At 69.3% G+C, this 14087-nt stretch carries 9 protein-coding genes; 1 reads left to right on the top strand and 8 read right to left on the bottom strand.

Going from position 1 to position 14087, the window contains the following annotated elements; translation table 11 throughout:
* Nucleotides 1-46: 46 nt before the first annotated feature.
* The 8 genes from addA to LRA87_RS06915 form a co-directional block, all read right to left on the bottom strand.
* Nucleotides 47-3469, bottom strand: a complete 3423-nt coding sequence (gene addA, locus LRA87_RS06950) for a double-strand break repair helicase AddA (RefSeq protein ID WP_230630445.1) — start codon at nt 3467-3469, stop codon at nt 47-49.
* Nucleotides 3456-6422: a double-strand break repair protein AddB gene (gene addB / locus LRA87_RS06945; protein WP_230630443.1), complete on the bottom strand. Its 2967-nt coding sequence runs from the start codon at nt 6420-6422 to the stop codon at nt 3456-3458. The genes addA and addB overlap by 14 nt, the downstream gene beginning before the upstream one ends.
* Nucleotides 6415-7170, bottom strand: a complete 756-nt coding sequence (locus LRA87_RS06940) for a nucleotidyltransferase family protein (protein WP_230630440.1) — start codon at nt 7168-7170, stop codon at nt 6415-6417. The genes addB and LRA87_RS06940 overlap by 8 nt, the downstream gene beginning before the upstream one ends.
* Nucleotides 7167-8132 (bottom strand): aminoglycoside phosphotransferase family protein, encoded by a 966-nt coding sequence (locus tag LRA87_RS06935; protein WP_230631178.1) that lies wholly within the window; start codon nt 8130-8132, stop codon nt 7167-7169. The genes LRA87_RS06940 and LRA87_RS06935 overlap by 4 nt, the downstream gene beginning before the upstream one ends.
* Nucleotides 8129-8572, bottom strand: a complete 444-nt coding sequence (gene tsaE, locus LRA87_RS06930) for a tRNA (adenosine(37)-N6)-threonylcarbamoyltransferase complex ATPase subunit type 1 TsaE (RefSeq protein ID WP_230630438.1) — start codon at nt 8570-8572, stop codon at nt 8129-8131. The genes LRA87_RS06935 and tsaE overlap by 4 nt, the downstream gene beginning before the upstream one ends.
* A gap of 148 nt (nt 8573-8720) precedes the next feature.
* Nucleotides 8721-11084 (bottom strand): PAS domain-containing sensor histidine kinase, encoded by a 2364-nt coding sequence (locus tag LRA87_RS06925; RefSeq protein WP_230630435.1) that lies wholly within the window; start codon nt 11082-11084, stop codon nt 8721-8723.
* A 267-nt stretch (nt 11085-11351) separates the two neighbouring features.
* Nucleotides 11352-12773 (bottom strand): adenosylhomocysteinase, encoded by a 1422-nt coding sequence (ahcY, locus tag LRA87_RS06920; protein ID WP_230630433.1) that lies wholly within the window; start codon nt 12771-12773, stop codon nt 11352-11354.
* A gap of 87 nt (nt 12774-12860) precedes the next feature.
* Nucleotides 12861-13421 (bottom strand): YqgE/AlgH family protein, encoded by a 561-nt coding sequence (locus tag LRA87_RS06915; RefSeq protein ID WP_230630431.1) that lies wholly within the window; start codon nt 13419-13421, stop codon nt 12861-12863.
* Between the two features lie 121 nt (nt 13422-13542).
* Here LRA87_RS06915 and LRA87_RS06910 point away from each other — a divergent pair, with 121 nt between their 5' ends.
* A complete protein-coding gene (locus LRA87_RS06910) occupies nt 13543-14022 on the top strand; it encodes a peroxiredoxin (RefSeq protein WP_230630430.1) in 480 nt (159 codons plus the stop codon).
* Nucleotides 14023-14087: the final 65 nt, after the last annotated feature.

Raw genomic sequence — 14087 nt, 5'->3', positions numbered from 1 at the left:
GCACCCCATCTAGGGTGACGCGAACCGCCGCTCAACCGTCGACGCCCTAGCTTTGCTCCCGCGCCCGAAAGCGCGGCTTGTGCCGATCCAGCAGCGCGGGCTCCAGCGCGAACAGTCGCGGCCCGCCCGTGTAGAGCAACGCCGCCTCGATCCGCCGCCCGGGAAAGATCGTCGCCAGCGCCGCCGCATAGGCCGCCATCTGGTCGAGGTGATAGGTCGGCACGTCCGCCAGCGTCTCCGGCACCCGCCGCCCGGTCTTGAAATCGACCACCCGCACGTGATCGTCGGCGATCAGCAGCCGGTCGACCGTGCCGGACACCACCAGCCCGTTGGCTAACGTCGCCGCGATCGGCGCCTCGGCAAGGCTGTGCGGCCCGAACAGGTCCGCAAACGCCGAATCGTCGAGGATCGCGAGCACGCTGCTGACGATCTCGCGCCGGGTCGCGCCCTTGCTCACGCCACCAGCGGTCGCCAGCCAGCGCTCCGCACTCGCAGCCCGGTCGGCCGCCAACACGGGTGGCAGCCGTTCGAACAGCGCGTGGATCAGGCGCCCCCGCTCGGCCGCAGCACGCATTGCCGGGCCGGGCGGCGGATCGCTCACCTCGTCCTCGCCCACAGCCGATGGCGCGAGCGGGCGCGACGGCCGGCTCTCGACGGGCGCCAGCCGATGCGCCCAGTCCGGCAGCGTAACCGGTTCTGCCGCATTCGCTTTCGCCGCAGCCCGCGGTTTTGCTGGCGCCTGCACCTCGCTGCCGGTGAAGGTCCTGACGCCCTCCCCCTCGACACCTAGCGCATCCAGCGCCCGCGCCGTCGCCGCGTACCAGCTCGATACGGGCGGCTCGCCCTTCGCGCGGGCTCCCAGCGCGCCGCCGATCACCAGTCGTTCCTCCGCCCGCGTCGCCGCGACGTAGAACAGCCGCCAATGCTCCTCGAGTTCGCGCCGCTCGATCGTCGCGATCGCCTCGTCCAGCGGCCCGCCCCGCTCCGCCGACCGCGGCCGGAAGATCGGAATCGGCTGCGCGCCCGGCTCCGGCGACCAGCGTACCAGGGTCCGCGGCGCCGCGGTCGGATCGACCGTCGCATCGGCCAGGATGACCAGCGGCGCCTGCAATCCCTTCGCGCCATGCGCCGTCATCACCCGCACGGCGTCCAGTGGCGCGGACGGATCGCGCACGATCTCGACATCGCCGCGATCGAACCAGTCGAGGAACCGCTGCAACGACGGCGTCGATGTCGTCTCGAACGACAGCGCCGCGTTCAGCAACTCCTCGATCGGATCGCGCGCCTCCGCCCCCAGCCGCCGCAACAGCTTGCGCCGCCCGTCGAGCGTCCCCGACAGCAACTCCTCCAGAAACTGATACGGCGTCGCAATGTCCGCCCGCGACAGCATCGCCCGCAGCGGCGCGAGCCGCTCGTCCGGCTGCGTCAGCGTCAGATGCCGCCACAAACTGCCATGCTCGCGCGGCGCGGCGTACATCAGCTCGTCCTGCGTCCAGCCGATCAGCGGCGAGACCAGCAGCGCCCCCAGCGACAGATCGTCCTCCGGCTGCAACACGAATCGCACCGCCGCGAGCAGATCCTGCACCGCCAGCGGAGCGTTCAGCCGCAACCGGTCGACCCCCGCCACCGGCACACCCTCGGCATACAGCCGGGCGACGATCAGCGAGGCGAGGTCGCCGCGCCGCTTGACCAGAATCATCACATCCTCGGGCCGCAGCGGTCGGCCCTTGCTCTCCAGCATCAGCCCGCCATGGATCCACTCGCGCACCGCCCGCGCGATCCGCACCGCCTGCTCGCGGACGGCGTCGTCGATCCAAGCCTCCTCGTCTTCCTCGCTCCCGCCGACGACCACCGGAGGCCACAGCTCGACCGTACCCGGCCCCGGCACCTCGCTGGCATGCTCCTGCACGTCGCCGATCGCGCCCAGCCCGGGCTCTCCGGCGGCGGCGACCGCCGCATCGACGAACTCCAGGATCGGCCGCGTCGAGCGGAACGAATGCGTCAGCGACAGCCGCTGGAACGGCAGCCCGCGCTCCACCTCGGGCCAGTCCTCATTCCCCTCGACCTCCGCGGCACGATTGGCGAAATGCCCCTCCGCCCAACGGAAGTTGATCGGATCGGTCCCCTGAAAGCCGAAGATCGCCTGCTTGAAATCGCCCACGGTGAACAGCGTCCGAGTGGAGGGTGCATGCACGCCCCGACCGACGAAGAACTCGCCCGCCAGCGCCGTCACGATCCGCCATTGGTTCAGGTTGGTGTCCTGCGCCTCGTCGATCAGGACGTGCTCGGTTCCCTGATCCAGCTTGTAGCGGACCCATTCGCCGATACCCGGCTGCTCCAGCAGCCGCACCGTCACCCCGATCAGATCGTCGAAATCGACCGCCCCCGCACGTCGCTTCGCCGCCGCATAGGCCCGCGCATAATCGCGCCCCACCTCCAGCGCATCCGCCAACAGGTCGGCGTATGCGGCGCGTTGCGTCAGCGACAGCAGGTCGAGGCAATGGTCGCCCAGCGCCCCCGCCAGCTCGGCATAATCCGGCTCCAGATCAACCAGCTTCTTCGACGCCTTGCGCGGCTCGTTCTTGCCGGTCAGCACCACGCCCGCCAGCTCGCCGAGCGTCAGCGCACGATCCTCCGGCGCGGCGGCAAGCCAGCGGTTCAGCGTCTCGGCATGCCCCACGCCCGTCGCCGTCGCCCAGGCGCCGTTCGCCGCCGCCAGCCGCTCGACCAGCGATTCGTCGATGCAGTCGCACCCCGACGCCAGCGCCTCGCCGATATCCCCCTGCGGCAGGTCGAGCGCCCGCCGCAGCCACGGCCCGATCCCGCTCGGCAACGCCTCCAGCGCCGCCAGCGACCGCGCACAGGCGAGCAGGAAGCTCTCCGCCCCCCCCTCGCCCATCCGCAGCGACAGCGCCCCGATCGCCGCGATCGGTGCCTCGCGGCCGTCCCGCTCGGCATCGACCAGCAGCATCGCCAGCGTCTCGCGCGCCAGCACCGCTTCCTCGCGCGCCTCCAGCGGTCGGAAGCCGGGGGTCAGCCCCGCCTCGACCGGGAACGCCGCGAGCAGGCTCTGGCAGAAGCCGTGGATCGTCTGGATGCGCAGCCCGCCGCCCGGCGCATCCAGCACGCCCGCGAACAGCGTCCGCGCCCGCGCCTGCAACTCCAGCGTCGCGCGCTCGCCCAGCGCCTCCAGATCGGCGGCGAGCTGCGGCCCCGGCATCCGCACCCAGGCGGCCAGCCGGTTGCTGATCCGCTGCGCCATCTCCGCCGCGCCCGCCTTGGTGAAAGTCAGGCACAGGATCGCGCCCGGATCGACGCCGCGGAGAAGCAACCGGAACACCCGCGCCGCCAGCACCTGAGTCTTGCCCGTCCCCGCCGACGCGGACAGCCAGACATGCGCCTGCGGATTGCTCGCCGCGGCCTGCGCACCCTTGAGCCGGGGCAGCGTGGCGAGTTCAGTCCCGGCCATACCATTCGTCCCTGCGCATCAACTGGTCGTATTCGGCATAAGGCGCATATTCCGGCACCAGCTTGGCGGTGAACGGCGCATCGCCGGTCAGCCATGCCGCCGCCGCGTTCTTGAACTGCTCCATCGCGATGCCGACGAACTGGTCGGTCACGATCTTGTCGCGCTTGCCCTCCGCATCCACCGGGCTCTCGATATAGCCGAACTGATCCCGCTTCTTGCCGAGCGACCAATATTCGAACCCGCCGGCGCGCCCCACGACGTCGGCAAACCCGCCGCGCTCCGCGATCGCCCCCAGCAACCCCAGTTGCAGACTATACCCCGCCCGCACCGCGGCAGACGACGGCGGCTTGCCGGTCTTGTAGTCGACGATCGCCAGACCGCCGTCGGGCAGGCGATCGACCCGATCGTAACGGCCCGACAGCTTCACTCCCGCCACCTCGATAAAGCCCTGCCCCTCGGCAGACGCGACCTTGCGCCCCTCGCCATCCTGCGTCGCAACGGTCCGCGCGATCCAGTCGATCGCCTCGACCAGCCGCGGCCGCCACAGCGCGCGCATCATCGGATGCGTTCGCTCGTCCTCCAGCATGGCATTCGCGCGGTTCATCAAGGCATCGGCGGCGCAGGCATCCAGCTTCCACCATTGCTCCAGGATGTCGTGCACCGCCGTCCCGCGCCACGCCGCGCTCGGATCGGCATCGACCGGATCGAGCGGCATCAGCTTCAGCACCCTCCGTGCGTAAAATGCATAGGGATCAGCCTTCAACCGATCGATCTCGGTCACCGATATCGCTTTCGGCCGCAGCGCCGCCGCCGGCAGAGGCGCGGGGCGATCGGCAGGCTCGTGCGCTTTGGGATCGTCGAGCGCCAACGCCCAGCCTTCCAGATCACGCGCGCGCACGAAGCGGTCCCCCGCCATCGCCTGCAACCGCAACCACAGTCGCGACGCCAGCGCCGGCGAAGACGCATCCCGCCGCGCCCGCGTTACCAGCGCTTGCGGCGCGCCCAGCGCCTGCCCGAACTCATGCGCGGCGACACCCACCGCACGCTCCAACCCCGGCAGCCCCAGCGTCGCGCGTATCCGCGGCGCCAGCCATGGGTCGGGCGCGGGCCGCCCCGGCCACACGCCTTCGTTCAGCCCGCCCAGCACCATCAGGTCGGCAGTCTGCAACCGCGCCTCGAGCAAGCCGTAGATCGCGATCCGCGGATGTCCGACGCCCGACCCCGGCCGCACCGCGACCTCATCCAGCAGCCCGCGCAACAACGGCACAAGCCCATCCGGCGCCGCCCGCGGCGGCCCGACGACGGCCTCCCGCTCCAAGGCGTCAAGGAACTCCGCCGCCGCGCGCCCCGCCGGCCCCGACCACAGATCGTCGCCGCACAAGGCCTGCGCCGTCTCGCGCAACACCGCGAGCAGCCCACCGAGCGACTGCGCCCCCTGATTGAACACCAGCTCGATCGGCTTCAGCAGCGCCACCGCCTCACCAAACCACGCCGCCGCCCGATCGCGCTTGTCGGCCAGCAGATGCCCGGTGATCCCGTCCAGCCCCGCCGCCGGCCGCGGTCCACGCAAACCGCGATCGACCCCGCGCGTCCCGTCCAGCCACGCGCCACGCACCGCGCGATCGTTCGGATCGTTGCGCACCAGCGGATGCTTCAACAGCGCCAGCAGCGCCATCGGTGCGAACCGCTGCGCCGCCGCCTCCGCCAGCGCCAACAGCAGCGTCCCCGGCGGCAGGATCGACAATGGCCGCCCCGCCGTATCGTTGGCATCGATCCCCCAGCGCCGCAGGTGCACCGCCACCCGCCGCGCCAGCGCCCGATCCGGCGTCACCAGCGCCGCCGTCCGGCCTTCCTCCTCCAGCGCCCCGCGCAGCGCGAGTGCGATCGTCTGCGCCTCTTCGGCCGGGGTCGCGAGTTCGGCCGCGCGGACACCGGTCAGCCGCCGGTCCTCCGCCTTCAACTCGGTCCATTTGCCCGTGAACGCCGCCGGAGCCAGCGCATTGGCGATCGCCCGCCCGCGCACCGCGCCCGCATCCGGCCCCGCCGTCCCCGGCCAGTTCGCGATCTCGCCACGCCCGACGCTCATCCGGTCGAGCATCAGCTTCAGGTGGAATTGCGGATGCGTCTCGATCGACCGCGGCACCCGGCCCGTCTCCGGATCGGGCTTGTGCGGACCGAGCGCGTCCCATTCCTCCTGCGGCATCGCGAGATCCAGGCCGGCGAACACCGTCATCCCCTCCGGCGCCTCGGCAATGCAGCGCAACAGCCGCATCACCGCCGGTGCCGGATCGGTGATGCCGGCCGCGCAGACGAACCCGGCGGGCGGCGTCACGCGCCAACGCCGCTCCTTTCGGTCGAGCAGCATCCGTCGCCGCGTCGCCGCATCGATCCGTCCCAGCCGCGCCAGTTCCTCCGGCCAACGCTCCAGCACGATCGTGAAGGTCGACAGCGCGCGCTGCCAATGTTCGGTCAATTCGGGCGCGAGGTCGATGTCGCGCAGGCGCTCGGGCGCCACCTCCTCGACCAGCAACTGGTCCAGCGTGTGGCACAATTCGCCCGCCAGCCGCACCGCCTCCGCAGCGTCGATCGGCACCCCGGCGCGCGTCCGCTCCTCGAACACCAGCCGCGCCAGGATCATCCGCCGCTGCATCGCATCGACCGCGGGCGGCGGCGGGCTCGGATCGTCGACCGGATCGAGCGCCGCGCCGACCGCCTCGCCCAGATCGGGGCTGCCCAGCGTCACCAGCCGCGGTAACAGCAACCCGCCACCGCTCGCCCGCACGAACGCATCCGTCACCGCCCGCGCCGCCCGATTGTTGGGCAGTAGCACCAGCCCGCGCGCCAACGCCATCGCATCGCCCGCCGTCCGCCGCATCAGCCCGGCAACCAGCGTGTCGGCAAACGCCTTGTGCGAAGGAATCGTGTAAAGCTGCGGCTTGCGCCTATCAGCCATTGGCGATCACCGCCTCGGTCTTCGGGATCGCCGCGGGCGTGCCGACGTCGAACCACAGGCCCTGATGCACCTGCGCATAGGCCCGCCCCGCCTCGATCGCACGGCTCCAGAACAGGTTCGTCGAGAACGGCCCCTCCGGCCAGTCGCGGATGATGCGCGGGTGCAGGATCTGGATGCCGGTGTAGACGAACGGCGCGGTCGCGCCTTCCTTGCGCCGGCCGACGATCCGCCCGTCTGCGGCGACCCGGAAATCGCCTTGCCCGTTGTGGTTGTTGGCCCGCGCATAGGGCACCACCAGCAGCAGCGCATCCATGATCGCATCGTCCCAGCGCGAGGCGAGCAGCTTGATCGCATCGACCGGCCCGTCGACCCACAGATTGTCGCTGTTCACCACCAGCACCGGCGCCTCGCCCAGCAGATTGCGCGCCTGCACCAGCCCACCGCCGGTCTCCATCAACTGCGCCCGCTCGTCGCTGACCACCACCTCGATATCGTCGAAGCGTCCGGTGACATGCGCCTCCAACGTATCGGCAAGGTAATGGACGTTGACCACCGCCCGCTTGACGCCGGCGGCGCGCAGATGGTCGAAGACGTGGTCGATCAGCGCCTTGCCCGCCACCTCGACCAGCGGCTTGGGCCGTGTCGCCGTCAGCGGCCGCATCCGCTTGCCCAGCCCCGCAGCCATCACCATCGCCGTCGCCGGCACGACGCCGCCCGGATCGGGACGGATGGTCCTCTGCCGCGTCACGCGCTCAACGCCGCCGGATCGCCACGCAGCTCGGGCGGGACATTGTCGTCGAACCAGCGCGCGACCGGCGCCAGCACCGGCTGCGAAAGATCGCGTTCCAGATACGCCCAAACCCGCGGACAGAGCGTCGGATAGCGCGGTTTCCCGTCACGCTTCCACAACCGCGTGAAGATGCCGATGATCTTCGCGTTCCGCTGCGCGCCGAGCACATGATACGCCGCCATGAAATCGTCGCCGGCCCCGGTCGCCGCGCGATAGCGTTGCAGCATCGCCTCCTCGACGCTGGGATCGACGTCGCGGCGCGCATCCTGCAACAGCGACACCAAGTCATACGCCGGATGCCCCGCCAATGCGTCCTGGAAATCGAGCAGCCCCAGCGACTTGTCGGCACCGATCAGCATCAGGTTCTCGGCATGGTAATCGCGCAGCACCGTCACCGGCTCGTCGGTCAGCGCATGATCGAACACCGCGTCCCACGCCGCGCGATAGCCCTCGGCATCGACCTCCAACCCCACCGCCGGACAGAACCATTCGACGAACAGCCCCGCCTCACGATGCAGCACTGCGCGATCGTACGGCTCCAGCCCCTCCGCCGGATGCGCGCGCAACTCCACCAGCAAGTCGATCGCCGCGGCGTAGAAGGGCAAGGCGGCATCCTCGCCGGCATCCGCCGTCTCGCGCAGCCGAACGTCGCCGAAGTCCTCCAGCAGCACCAGCCCCTGATCGAGGTCGCTCGCATGGATCGCCGGCGCCGCGAACCCGCGCCCGCGCAGCCATTCGGCGATCGCGATGAACGGCCGCGGGTCCTCATGCGGCGGCGGCGCATCCATCAGGATCGCGCTCCGTCCTTCGCTCGCCACCCGGAAATACCGGCGGAACGAGGCATCGCCCGCGACGGGGCTGATCGCGCCCGACCAGCCATGCTGCGCGAGGAAAGCGGGGGCGCCGGCGGGCGGGGTCATATCGGCCATCGCCGCCTCCAACCCGCCGGCACGTCCGCTGTCAAGATTCGTCCGCCGTCCGGTGCTGCGGTCAGGGTGAGCGCCAGCGCGTGCGGCCAATATCCCGGCGCCCGCTCCGGCCATTCGACCAGCAGCAGCGTATCGGTCAGCGCCTCATCGAGCCCCAGCTCCGTCATCTCGTCCGGGTCCTCGATCCGATACAGATCGACATGCAGCACCGGCATCCGCACCTCCGGCAGGTCATAGGGCTGCACGATCGCGAAGCTGGGACTCGGTGCCTCGCCTTGCAGCCCGAGCGCGGCTAGCAGCCCCCGCGCGATGCTTGTCTTTCCCATGCCGAGCGAGCCCTGGAGGGTGATGACATCCCCCGGCTGCACCAATGCCGCCAGCGCTGCGCCGAACGCCTCGGTCGCTGCGGCGTGGGGAAGGTGGATGCTCATACCACTACTCCCCCATCACCCCGGACGTGTTCCGGGGTCCACCCATCCGCAAAGGAAAGGTCCCCGTCTCCGAACCCTGCCGTCGCCGCAGCGTGGCCCCCGGAATACGTCCGGGGTGACGGGGGAAACGGAACGAACGCCATCTGCCTCACCGCCGCGGCAGCTCGACCGTCACCAGCGTCCCTTCGCCCGGCTCCGATACCAGGTCGATCCGCCCGCCATGCGCCTCGACGAACTGCTTCGCCAGCGGCAGCCCCAGCCCCAGCGCCCGCTCGCCGGTCGGTTGCATCCCCGGCTCGCCGAACCGGTCGAACGCCTTGCCGACACTCTCGGCATCCATGCCAAAGCCGTCGTCCGACACCACGATCCGCGCGCCCGTCGCACTGCCGTCGCTGTGCAGCAAGATTCGCCCGCCCTCCGGCGTCGAGGCGACCGCATGCCGCAATAGATGTTCCACCACCTCACGCAGCCGCTTGGGATCGCCGCTCACCCGCCCGGTCGATCGCGCCAGTTCGACCGCGAAGTCGAGCTTGCGCCGCTTCGCCGCCGGCATGATCGTCTCCGCCGCCGCCCGCGCCACAGCGGCGAGATCGACGTCGGACTTCTCGATCTCGGCATCGTCGCCGCCCTGCGTCAGATCGAGCACGTCGTCGATCAGCAGACCCAGCCGTTCCACAGATTGCAGGATCGCCTCGACATAGCCCGCCGCATCCGGCGTCAGCGTGCCCGCATAGCCGCCGTGCAGCATCTCCGCGAAACCGCTGATCGATGTCAGCGGCGTCCGCAATTCGTAGCTCATGTTGGCGACGAATTGCGTCTTGACCCGGTCCGCCGCCTCCAGCGCGTCGGCCCGGTCGCGCAACGCCTGCTCCGCCCGCCGGCTGTCGGAAATGTCGAGCATCGTCAGCAATGCATTGCCGTCCGGCAGCGGCACCGCGGCGAATTCGAAATGACGCCCGTCCGCGAACGCTACCCGTCCGCCGCGCTGCTGCCGCTCGATCGTCGCCGAGCGCACCAGCTCCGGGATCAGCGCCGCGCGATTGGGCGTCGCGAGCTTCGGCGCGGCGGCCTCCGCGAAGGTATCGACACGCGGGTGGCTCGCCAGGAACTCCTCCTCGAATCCCCAGATCGCGCCCATCCGGTTGTTCCACAGCTGCAACTTGCCGTCCGCCGCGAACACCGCCAGCGCCTCGAACAGATTATCGAACGTCGCGGTGCGCACCCGCAGCAGCGTGTCGCGCGCGCTCGCCAGTTGCACCTGTTCCGTCCGATCTTCGAAGATCGTCAGCAGCCCGCCATCGGGCAACGGCTGCGCCACCACGCGCAGGTGTGTGCCGCCCGGCAGGTGCCAATTCTCCTCCATTGCCGCAGCGGCGTCGACGTCTCCCGGCACGAACCACTCACGCCGTTCCGCCTTCCACCCCGGGAAGTCACGGACTTCGGGCAGGCGATTGGCCTCGCGCATCCGTTCCAGCACGCGTTCGAATTCCGGCCGGTCGGCCAGCCATTCGGATCGCATCGCGAACATGCGCCGGAACGGCTGGTTGCAGAATACCAGCCCGCGATCCGCGCCGAATTGCGCCACACCGGCAGAAAGCCGATCCAGCATCGCCCGCTGCGCTTCGGCGAAGCGCTTCGCGCCCGCACGCGACTGTTCCAGATCCTCGATATCGACCGCGAAGCCGGCGACGCCACCACTGATCAGCGGCACGTCATGGACCTGCAACGACCGGCGTTCGCCGTTGATCGTCGCCGGCAATATTTCCTGCTGCGGAACGCCGGTCGCCCGTGCCGCCTTGGCCCCGGCACGCGGACCGCCGCGGCCCGACCCTTCGACCAGTTCCAGCTCACGCCCGATCACGTCTGCCGCATCCCGCCCCTCGACGGCGCGGACGTAGGCAGAATTGACCATCGCCAGCCGCATGTCCGCCGCGCGATACCACATCGGCAGGGGCGCGGCCTCGATCAGGCCGGTCAGCGCCTCGAATGCGCCCGACAGTTCCGTGACCTCATCGGCCAGCCGCGCGATCTCCGCCTCGCTGTCGGTCGCGTCCAGCGTCCAGATGACGACCGCGCCGGTCGCACCCAGCGCACCGGGGGCGCGACTGCCCCGCACCGTGATCGACCGACCGGAGCCTTGCGGGTGCAACGCACGTACGAACCCGCGACCGGCGCGCTGCGCCGCCTGCACATCGTTAGCGAGCGCCTTCGCCTCGGCTTCCGGTAGCCCTGTGCCCTCTTCCGCCAGATCCTGAAGAAAACGCGGCGCGACGCTCAGCCCCAGCCAGTCGACCAGCCGCGGTGGCATTTCTACCCGACCATCGGCGCGCACCAGCATCGCCATCGCCGGCGACACGCTGCGCAGCGCCTCCGCCTCCCGTGTGTGTGCGATCGATTCCAGCGCCTCGGTCCGCAGTCGCCAGCCGACGAACAGTGCATAGCCGGCACCGCCGACCAGCAGCGCGAGCACCGCGCCGCATACGACCGCCGCCATCACCGAAAGCTCGACCAACGCTTACCCCTCGTCGCGCCGGGAAACGGCGTGCTCGGGGCAAGCTGTAGAACGGAATATGGGGGACCGGCAACGCCATACGCCATTCCCCCGAAGTCAGTCCTCTCCCGCGAGGGGGAGGCGGGCAACGCACTCGATAACGGAGGACTTGGCTTAGCCCCCGTCACACTGCGCCGCGCCACTTCTCCCTCGCGGGCGAGGACCGGGCAGAAAAAAGGCGGCACCTTCCGGCACCGCCCTCTTCTTACCAAAACCGATCGCGTCCGATCAGTAGCGGTAATGGTCCGGCTTGAACGGCCCTTCGACCGGCACGCCGATGTAACCCGCCTGCTTCGGGGTGAGCTGCGACAGCTTCACGCCGAGCTTTTCGAGATGCAGCGCCGCGACCTTTTCGTCGAGGTGCTTGGGCAGGACGTAGACGTCGTTCTTGTAGTTCTCGCCCTTGGTCCACAGCTCGATCTGCGCGAGCGTCTGGTTGGTGAACGAGGCCGACATCACGAACGACGGATGGCCGGTCGCGCAGCCGAGGTTCACCAGGCGGCCCTTGGCGAGGATGATGATCTGCTTGCCGTCCGGGAATTCGACCAGGTCGGTGCCGGGCTTCACTTCGGTCCACTTGTAGTTCGACATCGCGGCGATCTGAATCTCGCTGTCGAAGTGGCCGATGTTGCAGACGATCGACATCGGCTTCATCGCCTTCATGTGATCGGCGGTGATGACGTCGGCGTTGCCGGTCGCGGTCACGAAGATGTCGGCGCGGGTCACCGCCTCGTCCATCGTCACGACCTCGAAGCCCTCCATCGCCGCCTGCAATGCGCAGATCGGGTCGACCTCGGTCACCATCACGCGCGCGCCGCCGTTGCGGAGCGACTGGGCCGAACCCTTGCCGACGTCACCGAAGCCGGCGACGACCGCGACCTTGCCGGCGAGCATCACATCGGTGGCGCGACGGATCGCGTCGACCAAGGATTCCTTGCAGCCGTACAGATTGTCGAACTTCGACTTGGTGACGCTGTCGTTGACGTTGATCGCCGGGAACGGCAGCTCGCCCTTCTTCGCGATCTCGTACAGGCGGTGGACGCCCGTGGTCGTCTCTTCCGACACGCCCTTCAGGTTCTTGACCGTCTCCGTCAGATAGCCCGGCTTCTTGGCGATGAACGCCTTTAGCGCGCGCTGGAACTCGACTTCCTCTTCGTTCTCCGGCTCGCCGAGCGTGTGGCCAGCCTCCAGCTTCGCGCCCCACAGCGCGAACATGGTGGCATCACCACCGTCGTCGAGGATGATGTTGGCGGTCTGGCCGTCGACCTCGGCATCCCAGGTGAAGATGTCGCCGACATAATCCCAATAGTCTGCCAGGCTCTCGCCCTTCACCGCGAACACCGGCACGCCCGTCGCGGCGATCGCGGCGGCGGCATGGTCCTGCGTCGAGAAGATGTTGCAGGTCGCCCAGCGCACGTCGGCACCCAGCGCGGTCAGCGTCTCGATCAGCACCGCGGTCTGGATCGTCATGTGCAGCGAACCGGTGATGCGCGCGCCCTTCAGCGGCTGCGACGCGCCGAATTCGGAGCGGAGCGCCATCAGGCCGGGCATCTCGGTCTCCGCGATGCGGATCTCGGCACGACCGAAGTCGGCAAGCGCGATGTCCTTGATGACGTAATCGGTGTTTTCGACCGCGAGCGCAGTAGCCACGAGTCATGCTCCTGAAGATAATGGATGCCGGGCTCCTTAGCGGCGCCCCGGCCCCAAATCAAATATAAAGATATCTTTATATGTCGCTCAGGCCGTTCCGGTCGTCGGAGCAAGCAGTCGCGTATCGATCCCGGCCTTGGCGAAAGCGCCAGCCCAGCGCGTCTCGGCGGCGCCGTCGAACAGCAGCGCCGTATCGCCCTCGACATGGAACCAGCCCGGCCGCGACAATTCGCCGTCCAGCTGCCCGGCACCCCATCCGGCATAGCCCAGCGCCACCAGCCACCGCGTCGGCCCGCTCCCCTCCGCGATCGCCCGCAGCACATCGACCGTGCTCGACAGCGACCAGCGCCCGGCGACATCGATCGTGTCCTGCCCGCCCCAGTCGCCGGAATGGACCACGAAGCCCCGTCGCGGCTCGACCGGTCCGCCGAAATGCACCGGCGCATCGGGCGCGACCCCATGCGGGATGTCGAACTGATCCAGCAGGTCGTGCAACCCCAGCCCGTCGATCGTCGCACCGATGCCGATACCGATCGCCCCCTCCTTGTCGTGCGCGCACATCGCGATGACGGCGTGATCGAACCGCGGATCGATCATGCCCGGCATCGCGAGCAGGAACTGGCCGGAAAGATAGACAGGAGATTGCATCGCTTGCGAACATAAGCATGTCCGTGGCCGGCGCCATGCTTGAAATCAGTCGCGCTTCGTCCGACGTGTGGCGCGCACCGCCGTCCGGCGTTCCTGCACCCCATTTCGGAGAACCCAAACGATGACGATCACCGTCGGCGACACCCTGCCCAGCGCCACCCTCGTCAAGGTCACGGCCGATGGCCCCGATCAGGTCAGCAGCACCGATTACTTCGCCGGCCGCACCGTCGCGCTGTTCGCCGTCCCCGGCGCGTTCACGCCGACCTGCTCCGCCAAGCACCTGCCCGGCTTCGTCGAAAAGCATGCGGAGCTGAAGGCGAAGGGCGTCGACGAGATCGCCTGCACCTCGGTCAACGACGCCTTCGTCATGGGCGCGTGGGCCAAGTCGGCGGACGCCGAAGGCATCACCATGCTGGCGGACGGCAACGGCGACTTCGCCGAAGCGCTCGGCCTGACGATGGACGGCAGCAAGTTCGGCATGGGCAAGCGCAGCCAGCGCTACACGATGCTGGTCGAGAACGGCGTCGTGAAGCAGCTCCACGTCGAGGAACCCGGTGAATTCAAGGTCAGCAGCGCCGAATACCTGCTCGGCGAGCTGTAAGGCACCAGTGCTCCTGCGGACGCAGGAGCCCAGGGTTTAGACGACAGCCGTTTGCGGGTCTGGCT

The sequence above is a fragment of the Sphingomonas sp. Leaf37 genome (assembly GCF_920939475.1).
GTDB lineage: Bacteria > Pseudomonadota > Alphaproteobacteria > Sphingomonadales > Sphingomonadaceae > Sphingomonas.
This window is presented reverse-complemented; position numbering and strand designations above follow the sequence as displayed.

Bases quoted from the DNA above. Each gene is read 5' to 3' on its own strand.
- addA (WP_230630445.1), bottom strand. From the start codon at position 3,469: ATGGCCGGGACTGAACTCGCCACGCTGCCCCGGCTCAAGGGTGCGCAG.
- addB (WP_230630443.1), bottom strand. From the start codon at position 6,422: ATGGCTGATAGGCGCAAGCCGCAGCTTTACACGATTCCTTCGCACAAG.
- LRA87_RS06935 (WP_230631178.1), bottom strand. From the start codon at position 8,132: ATGACCCCGCCCGCCGGCGCCCCCGCTTTCCTCGCGCAGCATGGCTGG.
- tsaE (WP_230630438.1), bottom strand. From the start codon at position 8,572: ATGAGCATCCACCTTCCCCACGCCGCAGCGACCGAGGCGTTCGGCGCA.
- LRA87_RS06915 (WP_230630431.1), bottom strand. From the start codon at position 13,421: ATGCAATCTCCTGTCTATCTTTCCGGCCAGTTCCTGCTCGCGATGCCG.
- LRA87_RS06910 (WP_230630430.1), top strand. From the start codon at position 13,543: ATGACGATCACCGTCGGCGACACCCTGCCCAGCGCCACCCTCGTCAAG.